This is a genomic window from Spirulina sp. 06S082, from assembly GCF_034932145.1.
GTDB lineage: Bacteria > Cyanobacteriota > Cyanobacteriia > Cyanobacteriales > Spirulinaceae > CCY15215.
The window spans coordinates 1-18053 of record NZ_JAYGHV010000012.1 but is presented as its reverse complement, the minus strand read 5'-3'; the positions used below and the strand labels follow the sequence as shown (position 1 = coordinate 18053).

The 18053-nt window shown below is 44.8% G+C and carries 18 protein-coding genes; 6 read left to right on the top strand and 12 right to left on the bottom strand.

The features are described 5' to 3' along the window. Positions 1 to 22: 22 nt before the first annotated feature. From VB714_RS02305 to VB714_RS02295, 3 genes are read left to right on the top strand one after another with little or no spacing between them, the layout of a single operon-like run. A complete protein-coding gene (locus VB714_RS02305; protein WP_323220768.1) occupies positions 23 to 604 on the top strand; it encodes a Uma2 family endonuclease in 582 nt (193 codons plus the stop codon). Positions 605 to 617: 13 nt separating this feature from the next. Next, positions 618 to 959, top strand: coding sequence for a nucleotidyltransferase family protein (locus tag VB714_RS02300; protein ID WP_323220766.1), 342 nt, complete (start codon positions 618 to 620; stop codon positions 957 to 959). Then, the gene (locus VB714_RS02295; protein WP_323220765.1) at positions 946 to 1287 is read left to right on the top strand and encodes a DUF86 domain-containing protein; all 342 of its coding nucleotides are present in this window, start codon (positions 946 to 948) and stop codon (positions 1285 to 1287) included. Before VB714_RS02300 ends, VB714_RS02295 begins: the two co-directional genes overlap by 14 nt. Before the next feature lie 47 nt (positions 1288 to 1334). On the opposite strand, the gene VB714_RS02290 is transcribed toward VB714_RS02295, so the two are convergent. The 10 genes from VB714_RS02290 to VB714_RS02245 form a co-directional block, all read right to left on the bottom strand. Further along, positions 1335 to 2930: a B12-binding domain-containing radical SAM protein gene (locus VB714_RS02290; protein ID WP_323220763.1), complete on the bottom strand. Its 1596-nt coding sequence runs from the start codon at positions 2928 to 2930 to the stop codon at positions 1335 to 1337. A 78-nt stretch (positions 2931 to 3008) separates the two neighbouring features. Then, positions 3009 to 4616, bottom strand: a complete 1608-nt coding sequence (locus VB714_RS02285) for a B12-binding domain-containing radical SAM protein (RefSeq protein ID WP_323220762.1) — start codon at positions 4614 to 4616, stop codon at positions 3009 to 3011. A 165-nt stretch (positions 4617 to 4781) separates the two neighbouring features. After that, positions 4782 to 6392 carry a B12-binding domain-containing radical SAM protein gene (locus VB714_RS02280; RefSeq protein ID WP_323220761.1) on the bottom strand — a complete coding sequence of 537 codons (1611 nt, stop codon included), beginning with the start codon at positions 6390 to 6392 and terminating at the stop codon, positions 4782 to 4784. A 186-nt stretch (positions 6393 to 6578) separates the two neighbouring features. Further along, complete coding sequence (locus VB714_RS02275; RefSeq protein ID WP_323220760.1) at positions 6579 to 8711, bottom strand: hypothetical protein; 2133 nt, start codon at positions 8709 to 8711, stop codon at positions 6579 to 6581. 500 nt (positions 8712 to 9211) lie between these two features. Beyond that, positions 9212 to 10615 carry a chlorophyll a/b binding light-harvesting protein gene (locus tag VB714_RS02270; RefSeq protein ID WP_323220758.1) on the bottom strand — a complete coding sequence of 468 codons (1404 nt, stop codon included), beginning with the start codon at positions 10613 to 10615 and terminating at the stop codon, positions 9212 to 9214. Between the two features lie 91 nt (positions 10616 to 10706). Further along, positions 10707 to 11192, bottom strand: coding sequence for an allophycocyanin subunit beta (locus VB714_RS02265; RefSeq protein ID WP_323220756.1), 486 nt, complete (start codon positions 11190 to 11192; stop codon positions 10707 to 10709). Between the two features lie 118 nt (positions 11193 to 11310). Further along, positions 11311 to 11784: an allophycocyanin subunit alpha-B gene (gene apcD / locus VB714_RS02260; RefSeq protein ID WP_323220755.1), complete on the bottom strand. Its 474-nt coding sequence runs from the start codon at positions 11782 to 11784 to the stop codon at positions 11311 to 11313. A 267-nt stretch (positions 11785 to 12051) separates the two neighbouring features. After that, complete coding sequence (leuD, locus tag VB714_RS02255) at positions 12052 to 12645, bottom strand: 3-isopropylmalate dehydratase small subunit (RefSeq protein ID WP_323220753.1); 594 nt, start codon at positions 12643 to 12645, stop codon at positions 12052 to 12054. Between the two features lie 117 nt (positions 12646 to 12762). Beyond that, on the bottom strand, positions 12763 to 13005 hold the full coding sequence (locus tag VB714_RS02250; RefSeq protein WP_323220751.1) for a hypothetical protein: 243 nt from the start codon (positions 13003 to 13005) through the stop codon (positions 12763 to 12765). A gap of 76 nt (positions 13006 to 13081) precedes the next feature. Next, complete coding sequence (locus VB714_RS02245; RefSeq protein ID WP_323220749.1) at positions 13082 to 13423, bottom strand: hypothetical protein; 342 nt, start codon at positions 13421 to 13423, stop codon at positions 13082 to 13084. 55 nt (positions 13424 to 13478) lie between these two features. Between VB714_RS02245 and VB714_RS02240 the strand changes: the two genes are divergently transcribed. Continuing rightward, positions 13479 to 14180, top strand: coding sequence for an urease accessory protein UreF (locus VB714_RS02240; protein ID WP_323220747.1), 702 nt, complete (start codon positions 13479 to 13481; stop codon positions 14178 to 14180). A gap of 72 nt (positions 14181 to 14252) precedes the next feature. On the opposite strand, the gene VB714_RS02235 is transcribed toward VB714_RS02240, so the two are convergent. Next, the gene (locus VB714_RS02235) at positions 14253 to 15701 is read right to left on the bottom strand and encodes a GTP-binding protein (RefSeq protein WP_323220745.1); all 1449 of its coding nucleotides are present in this window, start codon (positions 15699 to 15701) and stop codon (positions 14253 to 14255) included. A 172-nt stretch (positions 15702 to 15873) separates the two neighbouring features. Here VB714_RS02235 and VB714_RS02230 point away from each other — a divergent pair, with 172 nt between their 5' ends. Both VB714_RS02230 and VB714_RS02225 read left to right on the top strand, forming a co-directional pair. Further along, complete coding sequence (locus VB714_RS02230; RefSeq protein WP_323220744.1) at positions 15874 to 16401, top strand: hypothetical protein; 528 nt, start codon at positions 15874 to 15876, stop codon at positions 16399 to 16401. A gap of 38 nt (positions 16402 to 16439) precedes the next feature. Further along, entirely contained in the window at positions 16440 to 17231 is a 792-nt protein-coding gene (locus VB714_RS02225) for a Uma2 family endonuclease (RefSeq protein WP_323220742.1), read from the top strand. A gap of 111 nt (positions 17232 to 17342) precedes the next feature. Here the strand turns inward: VB714_RS02225 and VB714_RS02220 are convergent, their stop codons facing one another. Beyond that, positions 17343 to 17900 (bottom strand): hypothetical protein, encoded by a 558-nt coding sequence (locus VB714_RS02220; protein WP_323220740.1) that lies wholly within the window; start codon positions 17898 to 17900, stop codon positions 17343 to 17345. Positions 17901 to 18053 lie beyond the last annotated feature (153 nt).

The window sequence follows — 18053 nt, the reverse complement described above, 5'->3', positions numbered from 1 at the left end:
TTACCCTCATTTTCCTCTAATCATGACTCAAGCGATCGCACCTCCCACTATTACTCCTCAAGAATATCTGGATCGAGAAATCAACAGCGAAAATCGCCATGAATACATCAATGGAGAAATTGTCCCCATGACCGGTGGAACACCGAATCATAATAAAATTAGCTTGAATTTTGCCAGCAGCTTAAATTTTGCCCTTAAACGCAAACCTTACCAAGTTTTTATGGCGGATCAACGCTTGTGGATCGGCGATCGCCAAATCTACACTTATCCCGATATTGCGATCGTCAAAGGCGAACTTATCTACCAAGAAGGACGTAAAGATACGATTATTAATCCTTGTTTAATTGCAGAAGTCCTGTCTAAATCGACCCGCAGTTACGATAAAGACGAAAAATTTGCGGCTTATCGATCGCTTCCGAGTTTCTGCGAATATCTTCTCATCGACCAATATTGTTTCCATGTAGAACAGTACAGCAAAACCGAGGCGGGGAAATGGCTATTTTGCGAGTACGATGGGGAAAGTGCCAGTTTATCTTTAACTACCATTGAATTTGCGATCGCTCTCGCCGATCTTTACGATAAAGTGAATTGGGATGCTCCTTAAAAATCAGGGAAAGATGATAGAAGTTCAAGAAATACTCCCTCTCGAACAACTGCCGATCGCCTTAACTGGGGAAGTCCTCGCAGAGTTTTGTCAAAGATGGAAAGTACAAGAGTTTTACTTATTTGGGTCGGTGTTGCGAGAAGATTTTCGACCGGAGAGTGATATTGATGTTATGGTACGCTTTAAACCCGATGCACGTTGGGGTTTAAAGTTTGTTCGCATGAAATATGAATTAGAAGAACTTTTCCAACGAGATGTCGATTTATTAACAATAGAATCAATTGAAGAAAGTTACAATTGGATACGTCAAGCAGAAATATTAGGTACGGCGAGGTTAATTTATGTCACGGGATAAGGCATCTTTATTGGATATTAATCATGCAGGACAATTAGTCTTGCAATTTGCGGAAGGATTGACTCGCGAGGATTTGGAAAGCGATCTGGTTAAGCGATCGGCGATTCTCTATCAAATTGAAGTCATGGGAGAAGCAACAAAACGATTATCTCGGGAGTTTCGGGATGCACATCCAGACATTCCTTGGAAAGATTTTACAGGAATACGAGATGTAATTATTCATCAATACGACAAGATTCGTCTTGATGTTGTTTGGGATGCAATCCGGATTGATGTACCCGAGTATCTTGATGCGATCGCGCCTTTAGTCCCTGTTAGAGACTCCTAAAAAGCAAGATTTGCAGAGAAATTCCCAAATCTTGCCTTTATTTCTGATTAACTGGCGATCGCAGTTTCTCGACTCGGTTCTATCTCAACTACTTGCTGTTGCTGCAAGGCTTTAAATTCTGCAAGCTGCGATTCGATTTGTTCTTTAACTTGTTGGCGATATTCTGAAAAATGTTCGATGTAAGCGCAAACCGATAAATAACTGATAACACCTCCTGAATTGTGGCGTATCATGCTGAAAAGATATTGCCAAAACTTCCCACGAGTTTTGCGGAGAATGCCTTGACGGAAAATGATAATCAGTAGGGCTTTAATGATATGCCAAGAGATTTTTTTCTTGGCTTTCTTTTCTTTTTTGGGATAATTGGCTTCTCCTAAAATACGATAACAGCGATAGGTGCGATCGAGGAATTTTTCCGGGTCGTATAATGCCCAAAATCCATCGATAAATTCCCGGGCAATTTCTTCAATTGAACGAGTGGGAATGAAGTTCATCAATGTAGTTTGATTGATATCTCCCGATCCTCCCAACAAGCGTCCTTCTTTCTCTAAACGATGCCAGAGTGCCGTATCAGGAAGTGCTTGTAACATACTGAAGAAAGCGACGGGAATATTGGTTTTTTCCACAAAGCGAACGATGCGATCGCCTGCACCTGCTTTTTCTCCATCAAAACCAATAATAAACCCTGCCATGACGCGAATACCAGAACTGATGATGCGATCGACAGAATCAGTCAAAGTATCGCGGGTATTTTGGAATTTTTTCGTGATTTTTAAACTCTCTTCATCGGGTGTTTCAATGCCTAAAAACACAGAACCAAAATTACAAGCGACCATCATATCCATTAACTCTTGGTCTTGTGCTAAATCCACTGATGCTTCTGTATTGAAAGAGAAAGGATAACCTTTTTCTGCCATCCACGGCTGCAATTCTTTCAGTAACAGTTTCACATTGCGTTTGTTGCCGATGAAATTATCATCGACCATAAACACGGTTGCCCGCCAACCCAAATCGTAAAGGACTTCCAATTCAGCGATTAATTGTTGAGGAGTTTTCGTGCGAGGTTTACGACCATAGAGGACGATAATATCGCAGAATTCGCATTGAAAAGGACAACCGCGAGAAAACTGCACTGACATTACCGTATAGGCATTTAAATCTAACAGATCGTAGCGAGGAACGGGAGTTGTTGTTACATTGGGCTTTTCTGTTGCGCGGAAAACACCAGAAGATTCGCCTTTTTCAATGGCTTCAACAAACATCGGGAGAGTAATTTCTCCTTCATCAAGGATAAGATAATCGATGCCAACTGCTTGACATTCTCGAGGTAAAGCGGTGGGATAGGGTCCTCCCGCAGCAACTTTTTTGCCCCGTTGTTTGCATTCCCGAATGAGGGAAAGTAAATCTTCTTTTTGGACAATCATGCCGGAAAGAATGACAATATCAGCCCAGTTCCATTCTGCTTCCGTGATGTCGCGAACATTGCGATCGACCAGTTTAAATTCCCATTCTTGGGGCAAAATCGCCGCAACAGTAATTAAACCCAAAGGGGGTAAAAAGGCTTTATTTCCGAGTAAGTTAATGGTTTTTTCAAATGACCAAAAACTCTTCGGGAATAGAGGATAAATCAATAATGCTTTCATCTTTTTTAAATTAAGACGGGATTAGTCTATATTAAGTGGTTTGTTTTTGTTTATAAGTAGGCATTGCCCACTCTATAACTAACTGGCGATCGCAGTTTCTCGACTTGACTCCATCTCAACGACTTGTTGTTGTTGTTGTTGCTGCAAGGCTTTATATTCAGCAAGCCGCATCCCAATTTGTGCTTTAACTGCCTGACGATATTCGAGGAAATGTTCCATGTATGCACAAACCGTTAAGTAACTAATCACTCCTCCTGGATTATTGCGAATCATGCTCAACAAATACGGCCAGAATTTCCAACGGGTTTTGTAAATAACTCCTTGTTGCCAAATTACAATTAATAATGCCCGAACTGCTATCCAATCTAACTTTTTCTTGGCTTTCTTTTCCTTTTTGGGATAGTTGACTGTTCCTAAGATGCGATAACAGCGATAGGTGCGATCGAGGAAGGCGATCGGATCGTATAATTGCCAGAATCCATCGATATATTCCTGGGCAATATCTTCGATGGGACGAGTGGGAATGAAGTTCATTAATGTGGTTTGATTTATATCTCCCGATCCTCCCATTAAGCGCCCTTCTTTCTCTAAACGATGCCAAAGTGCTGTATCGGGAAGTGCCTGTAACATACTAAAGACAGCGAGGGGAATATTAGTTTTGTCCACAAAACGAACAATGCGATCGCCGGCACCTGCTTTTTCTCCATCAAAACCAATAATAAACCCTGCCATAACGCGAATACCAGAACGAATAATTTGATCCACAGATTCGCTTAAAGTATCGCGAGTATTTTGGAATTTTTTGGTCACTTTTAAACTATCTTCATCGGGGGTTTCTATTCCTAAAAAGACGGAGCCAAAATTACAGGCCACCATCATATCCATTAACTCTTGGTCTTGCGCCAAATCTACCGATGCTTCAGTATTGAAGGAGAAAGGATAGCCTTTTTCTGCCATCCACGGCTGCAATTCTTTCAGTAACAGTTTCACATTGCGTTTATTGCCGATGAAATTATCATCTACCATGAAGATTGTTTCTCGCCAACCCAAATCGTAAAGATACTCTAATTCAGCAATGAGTTGTTGGGGGGTTTTGGTGCGAGGTTTGCGACCGTAGAGGACGATAATATCGCAGAATTCGCACTGGAAGGGACAGCCCCGAGAAAACTGTACCGACATCATGGCATAGGCGTTTAAATCGAGCAAATCGTAACGCGGTATCGGTGTGGTAGTAACATCTGGTTTCACCCCATCACTGCGAAATGTACCGGACTTTTCTCCCCGTGCGATCGCCTCGACAAACATGGGAATTGTGATTTCTCCCTCGTCGAGAATTAAGTAATCCACTCCGGCTTCTTTACATTCGTGAGATAAAGAGGTAGCGTAGGGACCGCCAACTCCCATTAATTTTCCTCTCCGTTTTCCTTCCCGAATCAGGGAAAGCAGATCGGATTTATGGACGATCATACCCGATAAAATCACAACTTCAGCCCAATCCCAATCCGCTTCGGTCAAGTCTCGGACATTGCGATCGACCAGTTTAATCTCCCATTCTTGGGGTAAAATTGCCGCGACGGTAATTAAACCTAAAGGAGGAATAAAGGTTTTGCGACCAATGAGATTGATAGTTTTTTGAAAAGACCAAAAACTATCTTGAAATAAGGGGTAAACGAGTAATGCTTTCATGTTGTTTGTTGTTTGTTGTTTGTTCGATCCCCCCCTCCCCCCTTAATAAGGGGGGTGCCGGTCGGACGGGGGGATTAATTCCTTAATAAGGGGGTGTCGGTCGGACGGGGGATTAATTCCTTAATAAGGGGGTATCGGTCGGACGGGGGGATTAATCGCAAATGGTTAACTGGCGATCGCGCTTATTTCCGAATCTTTTACAGGTATTTCTGCTTCATTTTGTCGTATGGTTTCTTGATAGACTGCCAGTTGTTCCTCAATTTGTTCTTTGACGATCTGACGATATTCTAGGAAATGTTCGATTTGAGCGCAAACGGTTAAATAGCTGGGAATCCCGCGACGATTATGAAGGAACATTTCCCAGAGGTAATACCAGAAGGTCGATCGCGTTTTCCGCAAAATTCCTTGTCGCCAGAAAATAATGAATAAGGCTTTAATGGTTGCTAATTCTATTTTTTTCTTGGCTTTCTTTTTGCGAGGTTTGGGATATTTATGGCAGGGTGCTTCCCCTAAGATGCGATAGTGACGATAGGTGCGATCGAGATAGTTTTGCGGGTCGTATAATGCCCAAAATCCATCAATAAATTCCTGGGCGATTTCTTCTACTGGACGAGTAGGAATAAAGTTCATTAAAGTGGTTTGATTGACATCTCCCGATCCCCCAATTAATCGCCCTTCTTTCTCTAAACGATGCCAGAGGGCTGTATCGGGGAGTGCTTGTAACATACTAAAAAGGGCGAGGGGAATGCTCGTTTTTTCGGCAAATTCGACCACGCGATAGCCTGCACCCGCTTTTTCGCCATCAAAACCCACAATAAATCCTGCCATCACCCGCAACCCAGAACTAATGATTTTATGCACTGATTCGCTTAAAGGATCCCGGGTATTTTGAAACTTTTTCGTCACGGCTAAACTATCTTCATCAGGAGTTTCAATCCCTAAGAAAACGGTACCGAAATTACAAGCCGTCATCAAGTCCATTAATTCTTGATCTTGTGCCAAATCTACCGATGCTTCAGTTCCAAAAGTAAAGGGATAGCCTTTTTCTTCCATCCACGGCTGTAATTCTTTCAGTAACAGTTTCACATTGCGTTTGTTACCGATGAAATTATCATCTACTAAAAAGATCGTTCTGCGCCAACCTAAATTATAAAGATATTCTAGTTCGGCAATGAGTTGTTGAGGGGTTTTCGTGCGGGGTTTACGACCGTAGAGAACGATAATATCGCAGAATTCGCACTGGAAGGGACAACCCCGAGAAAATTGTACCGACATCTCAGAATAAGCACTCAAATCGAGAAGATCGTAACGGGGGATCGGGGTGGTAGAGACATCGGGTTTTTCTGTAGCGCGGAAAATGCCGGATTCTTCCCCTTTTTCCAGGGCTTCTACAAACATAGGTAGAGTAATCTCACCTTCGTCCAAAACAAGATAATCTGCCTCACCTTGCAATTCTTTATAAAACGAGGTCGCATAAGGACCGCCGATCGCGACTTTTTTACCCCGTTGTTTCGCTTCCCGAATTTGGCCGATCATATCCCCTTGCTGAACGATCATGCCCGATAAGATAACAATATCTGCCCATTCCCATTCTGCCTCGGTGACACTAGCAAGATTGCGATCGACTAATTTAAACTCCCAATCTTGGGGTAAAATTGCTGCAACGGTAATCAGTCCGAGAGGGGGAAGTAAGGCTTTGCGTCCCACCAATTCAAGGGCTTTCTCGAAGGACCAGAAGCTCTTGGGGAATAAGGGGTAAATCAGAAGTGCTTTCATAAAATTTGTTTTGTTAAGGAATATTACTGTAGTTTACGAGCCATCTTAGCGCGATCTCCGAAGTTTCGATCGCCTTCTCCAGAATTTCTGGCGATCGCCCCTACGAACTGCTTTACCTTACCCATCACCTCTAACCTTTTGTAGTTTATTTGTTCTTACAAAACCGATCTGCTCCCGTTGATAAAATTATGGCGAATCCCTCGGCGGTTTGTTTAAATTGGGAACTGGTGGATTTTGTAGCATTTCTTGCCAGACGGCAATTTGCGATCGCGCCGTTGCATAAGTTGGGGTATTGGAGGGGACTTGCTGGGCGATCGCGATCGCCTCTTGTAAATCTTGTCTCGCTTTTCCTCGGGCCAGAGAGAGAATTTCTGCACTCCAAGTGGCGATCGCCTGTTGACTTTGTACCGTAACTTGAGAATTACCAGAAATGCTTCGGGCTGTGTCGATCGCCGCTCTCAATCCATTGGGAGTGCGCGTTGCGGCTTGTTGGTAGGCCGTCGCTAAAACAACTTGAGCTTGAGACTCTCGCTGCCAGCGATCGCGACGATTCTGGGCATCGCGAAAAAGGTCGCTATCTTCATCAATCGAACCCAAGGTCTCAATCGCTTCAGCATAGCGTCCTTGATTGGCGAAGGCGATCGCTTCATTGAGAAGAGCGCGATCTCGGTCACTATTGTTAGTTCTTCGACTTGGCTGCGAATTGGTAGCAGCAGAAGCGGAGGAGTTCCCATCATTTCCTTCGCGAGGAGTGGGAAATAAAGGCTGATTAATGCTGCTCGACTCCCTAGCACTAGCCAGTTGAATGCCTCCCCTATCCGTAGTTCCCGCTTCGAGAACATCGATTCGGCCTTGCCATTGACTGATTTTTGTCCGCGCCTCACGATAACGAGGATTGTTGGCAGGAATGAGACGAGCTTGGGCGATCGCGGCATTAAATGAACTGACAGAACCCTCTCGGGCGAGACGATCCGCCTGTGCTAAATTCGAGATGCCCTCAATTTCGGATTGCCATTGTCGGATTAGGGTTTGAGAACGACTGTAGAGAGGGCGACCGGGGGCAATATCCCGCGCGACGGCGATCGCGTCTTCTAAATTTGCCATCGAGCCATAACTCGCCGTTGAAGCCGCATCTGCGAGATTATTAATGTCAATAACTTCCTCATTTAAGTTTAATTTGGCGGGAATGCTATTGGCGACCTGCATCGCCCCCTGCCAGTCCCCCGATGTCAACTTTTGGAAAGCCAGATCGAGCAGGCGATCGGCTCCCTCTTCGATCAGCGATCGCGCTTCAGCATAGGCGCTACTGTCTTCGGGAAATTCCTCCGCGATGGCGATGGCCTGCAACAAATTATCTAAACCGCCACGATGCAGTTGAGCAAAGGCTTTGTCTAGCTTTTGGCTCTCCTCTCGAGCCACATTTAAACGCTCGAACCAGCGATCGTAACGGGTTGTTGACCAATAACGATTATTTAATTTTGTCAGACTGGCCGCCGCTTGAAAGGCTTGTCCCCAAGCCGATCGCCCCAAATGCTCCTCGATTTCCCCTTCAATGCGTTCTCCTTCCGACCAAGTGGACTGCCAACGTGCAATGCGCTCTTCAATGAGAGCTTTATTGTCAAAATGGAGAGAAACTTGTCTAGCAAGGGCGATCGCCGCTTCCAAATCTCCAGCCTGATATTTATCTTCCCCCCAGCGCAAGGCCTCCGAAACCCACTCTTCCACCATGCGATCGATTTCAGGGCGCAGAGGATGGTTTTTAGGCAAGTTCTGTACCAATTGAATTGCATAGAGGAGATTTTCCGCATCTTGCTTATTGGCAGCGACTTGAGCGCAGTATAGGCGCATCGAAGCCGAAGCCGTTGGTAAAAACATTTCTGGACAATTGGGCACCGCCGGCAATTTTAACAGTAATGCCGTGGCGGTAAATCCAGTCGTCCCCGTTATCAAAACCAGCAAACTCCCCCACAATTGCCAGTTGAATAGCCAGTTTAGGCGGCGTTTTAGCGGTGGGGAGGGAGATTCTGGTTTGGGGGGTAAAACCGTTTGTGGGAGCCGTTTTTGAGGCGGATTGGCGAACTTGGATGCTGTTTTGGGGGGGATTTTAGAAGTTGTGGATAACTTTTGCCCAGAAATTGGCGGGGTTATTTTGCGGGGATTTGCTTTAGGCTGACCTAGGGATGGCACTCGATAAAGACCATCCCGATAGCTATTCGTATTGTGGCGATCGCGTTGAGTCCCTCCTGTATTTGTGCTGGGGGGAGTGCGATATTCCTCGGAATTGCGATGGCGATCGGGACGTTTTGGCGGCTTATTCATGCTGGCAGCAAAGAGGGGACAACCTCTCAAGTCTTAAATTCGGGGAACGTGCTTATGATAAGTTGTTTTTCTCTAGACTGACAAGGGAATTTTGCGAAGAAGTAGAGCAATCCCGCTACATCATTTTGTCTTTAGCTCAGTTGAGAATATCGTAACTTAAATCCTGGACATTAAAATGGGAGAAAGCCAAGCGCCTCCCCCCATTTTGTTAATTGGATAATCTGCTTGACATCTCCCCGCTTTAAAAAGACGGGGATTCTGTGGTTAATCCACCGAAAGCGGGCGGCGCTTTTAAAGGGCGGAAATAGTTCCGCCCACAGCACCTTGTTAAAACCGCGCTTTCTCCAAGTCTGTCAACAGACTCCTACATCCCTTGGCTAAAAAATAGCTGTGGACTTACATGGAAGTGAAGTATTGTAACACAAGACGGGTTAAAACCCGTTGCGTTCGATGTCCATTGATTAAAATCAATGGCTAACCCTCACTCTCTGGTTTTAGGTTTATTCAGACTGAGATGCACTCGCTTCATAGAAAACCGTAGGGATGGATTGGGGGTAATCCCAATCTTCCGGCTTTGGTTTTGCAGGGGCGTAGCTCTTTCCTGAAGCAGAATAGCCAAACATCGATCGCTTTGATGCTTGGTAAAAAATATTCCGCTTGGGTTGATAAGTGGTTTGGTAAAGGGAATTTTTCACCCCGTTGATTTCCGTTAAAGACGAGCGATCGTTAACCGCAGGCAATTGGTAAACATAGCCATCTCCTGAAGAGGGAGAGAGTGCCTCGGCATCAGCAAAAGCCGGTTCGTAGCAAACCTCGGGACGGAATTGAGGTTGGCATTGGAATGGCCTTTGATAGACGGATTGCGAAGAACCCTCTCCCCACAAATCTTCTTGCCAAGATTGAAACATCGTGGCAATATCAAAGCCCATAGCCCGTTGAAAATGCCAGATCGATCCTTGCAAGAAAAAGAAGGCGAGATAAAAATGAGCATTCGCCAGCCAGACGCGAGAGGAATAACTCCAAGCCTCAGTTTGCGCCGGATCGAGATAATAGGGGGTAAACGCTGATTTTAATTCTAGAGTCGGCCCGTAAAATTCTACCGGATAGGCAAGGCTATTAAAACCGCAGAAATAGGAGGCGGCAAAACCTGCCAAAGCGATGCCAAATAAGGAGTAAGCGAGAATACCATCTCCTGAGAACAAGAAACGCGCTTTTACCCAATTAAAGGGCGGGACGAGAATATGCCAAATGCCGCCAAGGAATAAGATAATGGCAACATAAATATGTCCCCCAACGAGGTCCTCAAGGTTGTTGACATCGAAAAGATGCGTCCGATAGTCGGCGATCGCGCCAAAAGCCAGAGTTGGCTCGCTCACTAATCGCACTTCTCCTATAGTGACATCATACAGACCGCCAAAAAACATGGCTTTGGCTACTAATAGGAGCGCCCCAAAGCCTAAAATTAGCAGGTGATGCCCCAAAATGAACCCTAAAGTTTTAGAGTCATCCCAAGCAAAATGAAATTGCGCCGCTTTTCCTCCTGCAAGGTCGAGACTGGGGGCAATTCGCGTTTTGTGAAAATACGCACCCCCTGCCAAAACGATCGCCGCCACGATATGAATACAGCCGATGGCGAAGTAGGGATAAGTATCGACGATTTCTCCTCCAGTCCCAACTCCCCAGCCCAAAGTTGCTAAATGAGGCAGTAAAATTAGTCCTTGGTCGTACAAGGGTGAGTCTGGGGAATATTTCGCCACTTCAAAGAGGGTGAATCCTCCTGCCCACAGCATCATTAAAGCGGCTTGGGCGACGTGAGCGACGATAAAGGTATTTGATAAATCGATAAAGCGAGCATTGCCCGCTAACCAAGAATATTCCGAATCTGTTGTTTTTGAAGCGTACATAATTTCGCCGTTTCCTCAATCTCTTCTGCAATAACAATTTTTTGCCTCCTCCCAGACAAGGGGAGGAGGTTACGGGAAGATTTACCCAGATTTATTGCAAACCGGAGACGATGCGATCGAGGTAAACGCCCATTTCTTGACCTGCTTCAGTGCCAACGCGCTGAGTGACAACATCTTTCATGGCATTAATGGACTCGATAACGCGATCGATGGGAACTCCCAAGGTTGTATAAGTCTCTTTGAGTCCATTGAGAACCCGCTCGTCAAGAATAGAAGCATCTGCCGCTAACATAGCATAGGTGGCATAGCGGAGAAAATAGCTCAAATCCCGCAAGCAAGAGGCATAGCGGCGAGTGGGGTACATATTGCCACCGGGGAGGGTAATCTCGCCGTAGAGCAAACTTTTCGCAACGGTTTCGCTGATAATGCCATCGGCACCAGAACTAATTGCCGTTGCCGCTTTCACGCGCAAGCTGCCGCTTTGATAATATTTTTGCAGTGCGTCTAATGCACTCGAGTCGAGGTAAGTCCCTTTCTCGTCAGCCGGATTGATTACGGAGGTAATGGTATCTTGCATGGTATTTCTCTGTTTTAAAATTGTGCTGTGAAATGCTTTTGCCGATCGCACAAGGCGATAGGTCTAAACTTGCAATGGGGACTTTATCCCAGTTTTTTTCTAGAAATTGGCGCTGATTTTAAAAGGAGCGGATCAGGCGATCGAAATAAGGGGCGGCCAGAGCCATTTCTTCCCCGGTCATCATTCCTGCTGCTACCTCTTTGAGGCTGCCCATGGCAATTCGCAGATTGGCCAGAGGGACTCCTAAAGAAACATACATATCCCGCATTCCATCCAAACCAATATCTTCTAAAGGCTTGTCGTTTCCAGCTAAAACGCAATAGCTAACTAAGCGAATATACCAACCCTGATCCCGTTGGCACAATGCCGTTTTTTCCGGCTTTCCAGAGTTGCTAGGGGTTTTGGGGCATTTCGACCAAAAGTTCTTGCTGCCTTGGTCAACAATTTTCTGCTCGTTGGCTGCGAGTTTTTGCGCGACGGTAATGCGGAGTTGTCCTTTACTGAAAAAATCTTGCAATTTGGTCAACTCGGTACTGCTGAGGAAGCGATCGGCTTCATCGGATTGAGCGATAACTTGAGCAATGAGACTCATAGGTTTACCTGATTGAAATAATTATCTACAGGTAACAAAATATGGTGAATTCCTAAGTTTTGCACAATTTATTAAGAAAAGTTCGCAAATAGAAATATTTTTGTTACAAAACTGCTAGAAACCTGGCGATCGCGGAATTTCTCGAAATCCTCTATTATTGGGGTTTAGGTGCTGTGATGGTTATCCCCTTGGTGGGAGTGGCGATCGCGGGGCAGAAAGTATTCTTGAACTAACGAATAAAGCAGAATCCGCGATCGGGTTTCCCGCTTAACTTGCCCAGGCAATATAAGGTAAATTCGCCGCAGTTGTTTTAACTTGTTCCGCATTAGCAGTTAATTGTCCGCAACTGTCCCATTTTCCAGTTAAGAACATTTGTCGAATGCCTTCTCCCATTTGTACGGAAACGGTTAAATCATCGCAACGCACTTCTTTATTTTCAAGGTTTACAGAAATTGCGGCTTTAGGATTCTCTACTAATTTCGCCTGCAATTGTTCTACGATTTTGGGTGTTGCTGTGACGCAGGGAATCCCTAAAGCGACACAATTTCCTAGGAAAATTTCCGCAAAACTCTCGCCAATAATTGCTTGAATTCCCCATCGTAGAAGCGCTTGGGGGGCGTGTTCTCGAGACGAACCACAACCAAAATTTCCATTGGCTACGAGAACATTTGCGCCTTGATATTGAGGTCGATCGAAAGGGTGTTCCCCATTGGTTTGTTGGCGATCGTCGGCAAACACTTGTTCTCCTAATCCGTCAAAGGTAACGCAGCGTAAAAAACGGGCTGGAATAATGCGATCGGTGTCGATATCGTTGCCTTTGAGGGGAATTCCTCGACCGGAGATTGTTTTTATTTCGCTCATCTTTGTTGTTTTCTAGGAAAGTTAAGTATATCGCAAAACTAAATGAATTGTAAAGGAGTGAAACAAGCATCTTGCTTGTTTCTAATTAACCCAAACATGGGCAGGATGTCCGTTCTACTATTCGGATTGAAAACGCTGCCCAATTTTCTTAATTAACCAAGTTAAAAAAGCGCCCAGAAAAAGAATGCCGATCGCGGGATTAAAAACCGGATACCAGAGTTTATACCAAATCTCCCAACCGAGGGAAATTCCCAGCGATCGCCCGAGGATGGCGATCGCAAACCAGAGGAAACCCAATAAGACTACAAATACATCGATGATTAAGATGCGTTCTAACCAATTAATAATTTTTTCGCTCATTGCCTCAGTAACTTAAAAAATAGTGCGATCGCTTTGCGTTATCGAGTTTACTGCCAATACAGAAATATCTCAAGTTTTAGCGTCGTCGAAGAAGCGATCGCCTTAATTTTGCTCTTAATTGCTGCATGGCAAAAACTTGACCTCTTAAGGTTTTATCTTCTCGGGCTTTTCGTTGTCGTTGCGCTTCCACAATACCCATACGATGGTTTGTGCGAACAATTAGTTCTTCCTCTTCTTCTGAAGCTATTTGAGGGGGAGGGAGATCGGAACTTTTCCACCAGGTCACAATTATCCCTCCGGATAAACCGCCGATCGCGCTAACAATAATGCTTAATGGTACGGGGTATCCCAAGAAAACAAAAGCAACTAGAAAAAACAGCCACAACATTAGTCCAGTAGAGATACCATTTTTAAACATAAGAATAAAGATAATATAAGATTATATTTATTTCGATCGGTAGAAAAAACAACCCATGAGCGATCGCCAACTTCTCCATCTTCTACAATTATCCAGCCCGATGTTACCTGTCGGGGGCTATAGCTATTCGGAAGGATTAGAATATTTAGTCGAACAAAAAATTATTGGCGATCGCCAACAATTATACAGTTGGATCGAACAAGAATTACGCTACGGTTCAATCCGGACTGAAACGGCGGTTATGGTAAGAGCTTATCAAGGCAAGAGGCAAGAGGCAAGAGGGAAAGAGAAGAGAGGAAGAGAAGAAGAAGAGTTAGTTTATTGGAATGAATGGTTTTCTGCGGTACGGGAAACAAAGGAATTGCGCCAGCAGAGTTGGCAAATGGGACAATCTTTGCTAAAACTTTTAGTGAGTTTAGAACCGGATTTGGCCGCGATCGCCAAACATATTGGCAATCCTTGCAATTATCCCATTGCCTTCAGTATTGGGGCAGCCCATTGGCAAATTGACCTCGAGACTGCGGCGATCGCTTATTTGCAGAGTTGGGCTACAAATTTAATTAGTGCGGGGGTGAAACTCATTCCCCTTGGACAAACCGCAGGACAACATATCTTGCAAGATATTGCTGAGGTTATCGCGATCGCAAAAACGGAAATTCTTGCATTAAAAGATGAAGAATTAGGAAGCTGTGGTTGGGGGCTAACTCTTGCGAGTATGGCACATGAAACCCAATATACTCGCCTTTTTCGTAGCTAATGTTTAATTAATATTCAGTTGGCGATCGCCGGTATTAATTGGGCAGAAACAATCAGATTTTTTAGTTTTTTATTAATAATTATTGATAGATAGTTTTGCATTTAATTCCTCTTTAATGCGGTTGAGAATTGAGGTTTCGTCTAAAGAATCAAGAATATTTTGTACAACCACTTTTGGACCGTCAGGACCCCAAGTTGCACCGTTAGCAAGATAGGTTTTTGTCACTTGTCCGATCGCATAACTAGAAACTCCGGCAACTCCAGCTTGGGCGATCGCGACAGAAACATAAGGAAGAAGCGACATTCCTGCGGTAACAGGGGCAGATATTCCCAATAATCCTTTAATCCCACTTAAACCCAAAGTTCCTAACAACTCGCTGGCACTAATTCCCCCCATACTCAAGGCAATTTTTTGTAATAAGCTAAAAGCGCCTTGTTGCGTCATAGGAATACCATAAAGATGAGAAAGAGAGAGAATCAAAGCAAGATCGATAATGGCTCCTGTAAACAAATCTACAACCGTCACGGGATTGAGGGCGATCGCGATCGCTTTGGTCATCACTCCTCGCATAATGGTCGCATTCGCTGCATCGTTACGAATTTCCATTTTTCGCCGCACAATTTGCTCGTTTACTTCATCAGCATAGAGCATGGTATTGAGGGCTAGAAGGGCTTTTCCTTCTCGGTGCAAAATATCTAAGATTTTTAGTTTTAAGGCTTCAACATGGGGCTTTCCTCGTCGTCTTTGTACGCTTACTTTCCCCTCTGTATTCTCTACTTTTTCCGCAACTAAAGGAGAAGCTGCGACCATAACAATTTCTTCAGGAGAAAGCAATTGACGCACTCGGCGATCGCGAATAGTGCGATAAATTTCCTCGCGATCGGCTTCAGGATATTGGTCAATTTTATTAAAAACTAAAATCATCGGTTTGCCCGAATCGCGCAGTTGAGAAAGAGCCTCATATTCAACTTTAGCAATATCTCCAGCAATCACAAACAAAATTAAATCAACTTGTTTGGCGACCTTTTTAGCTAAGATTTCCCGCGTTTTACCATCAACTTCATCAATACCAGGAGTATCGAGTAATTGGATTTGAGAATCATTAACCCCTGCCAGAGAAAGCCGTTGCAAAGACTGCTGACTGGCTTCGATCGCCTCCTCTTCCAGTTGCCAATTTGCACTTCCTACAGTTTGCGTGACCCCATGTAGCGGTCCCACTGTAAAGGCATTTTCCCCCAACAAAGCATTGAGAACCGAAGACTTCCCCCGGCCGACCATCCCAAAGGCAGCAATTTGTACTACAGATCGATCCAGTTTATCGAGCATTTTCGTGAGGCGATCGATCTCGGCTTCTAGTCCATTTTGCTCTCGTGGGGTCAGATCGATCGCCTCAATTTGGTGCTGTAAGGATTCCTGTGCTTGTTTATAGTTAAGTTCAGCTTGAATTTCGCTAAAGTCGAGGAGAGTGCGATCGAGTTCATCCCGATCCCAATCAACGGCTTGATGAGAGGGAATATCCATGCAAGGAGAAGAGAAAGTGTCTTCTCTTGATTGTAGTTCTCTCCCGAGATATTTGCGATTTGCAAAAATACTGATTCATTTAACAGGAAGATAGAAATTACTGCGCTAGGATCGGAAAAAGGTTCAGAATTTTAAATTTTGAATTTTAAATTTTGAATTTTAAATTTATTTTATGGCTACTCTAGAACAAGTTAAGGAATATCTTGCCTGTTGGTTTCAGTTAGGCAAGGGCATTGAGATCGCTGGAGAAGATCGGGTTTTGCGCTTCACCTCGATCCTGCAAGGCGATCGCTATTCCCGCGAATTTGAAAACTGCTGGGAAAACATTCTGCGATCGCAGGGGAAAGGCTTTTCTCTGGAAGGAACTGAACAAAGTATAGACGAGCTTTTTTCATCCCATTGGGAGATGCAGTCATGCTCTCGCTGTCAATTACCGATTCCCGTGCGAGAATTAGGTTTCCAGTCTTTATCGTGTCCCTGTGACGATCTACCGGGATGGCCAAATACGGAGTTACCGACACCGCGATCGCCCATTAATAATCAATCTCATCTCGGTCGGATTTGCGATCGGGTTACAGAATCTCATCAAAATATTCCGGCTAAGTCTCCTGGATTGTCCCATGCTCTCGCTGTTGAACTCGCTGCATATTATAGTAAACAGACGGAGGCGAAAACAGAATTTGTCAATTCTGACACTTGAGCTAAACTAGAACATAGTTTCTCTACTCCCCTCGTCCCATGTTAGCAACGGCGACCCCTTACGAGATTACTTGGGAATTGCTTCCCGATGACTTTGTTTTAGATGACGAACCCGTGGATAATGTCAACCAACCCCCCCTCGCAGCAGCCCTCACCGAGAGTTTAGAGTTAGCGGGAAAACTGCCCGATCGCGCCCTCGTTGCCACCAATTACGGCATCTGTGCCACAATGAACGGCAAAATCGCTATTAAAGCCCCCGATTGGGTTTATGTCCCGCAAATTAGCGTTTCTCGCGCTCAAGTCCTCCGCAGTTATACCCCTCACCGGCAGGGAGATGCCCCACTCATTGCCATTGAATTTCTTTCTGATACGGATGGGGGCGAATATTCCAGCAAACGCACCTATCCCCCCGGAAAATGGTTCTTTTACGAGCAGATTCTGCAAATTCCTCACTATCTCATTTTTGAACCCAATACAGGTAGATTAGAGGTGCATCGGTTGCAAGAGTCGGGAGTTTACGAACTGCGATCGCCCGAGGCAAGCGATCGCTACTGGATCGAAGAACTTGGTCTGGCGATCGGGGTTTGGCAAGGACGACGGGAAAATCGTGACAGCTACTGGTTGCGCTGGTGGGACGAGGACGGTAATTTGTTACTGTGGGGGTCTGAATTAGTCGCACGAGAACGCCAAGCCACAGAACGAGAACGACAAGCCACAGAACGAGAGCGACAAGTCACAGAACGAGAACGACAAGCTAAAGAAGCTGCTCTCAGACGCTTGGAACAACTAGAGCAACAATTACGAGAAGCAGGACTCGAACCTCCGAATTAAATGATTCAGGGCTTTCCTCAATCATTAATCATTGCATACCGTAGTGGGAGCATCTTGCTCCCTAGTTCTTTTAATGACACTTTAATCCCGGATAATTATCGGGATTTGGCATTACTCAAGTTCTGACTGTAAAATTTGATAACATTCCGGGGGAGAAGGCTGAGTAGGACGAACAATAGCCGCCATTTTTCCATCCCGATCGCAAAACAAAAGAACAATATTTACTTTAGGATTAGAGTTTTTCACCATTTCCGCGATCGCCTTCATATCTTCCCCCTCAATTCCCATGCGACTGAGTTTCTTTTTGAAAGAACCTTGGGAAATATAACTCATCTGAAAAGGAGATTCTCCCATATCTCGCACAAAAACCGCACCTTTTTGATGGTTTTTCTCGTATCCTTCCCAGGCGATCGCGCCTAATAATTGTTCATTCGCATCGCAAAAAGCATCACCATCTAAATTCTCCTGCTCTTTATTATTGGCCAAAGGATTGAGGCGATCGGGTAGGCGATCGAGAACTTTACCGAAAAAAGAAGTCTTTTTTTCCGGCTCTTCGGGAGTAGGTCTTTGCACCAACTTTGCCCAAGGAGATTGTTTAACGGGAGCAACTGTCGTTGATTTGACCTCGCCCTGTTTGCGTTGTTGTCTGAGTTTTGCCTGTCTGCCCACGATCGCCGTCCTTCACGCTATTATCCAAACTCAATCTTACCAAAATATTGTTTCTTCTCTCTTTAAATTTGACTTCAAGCAATAATTGCATAGATGCGATCGACTCTGAGGGCGATCGCATCGTTTTCCCAGTGCTGCCCTAAATTTAGGGCA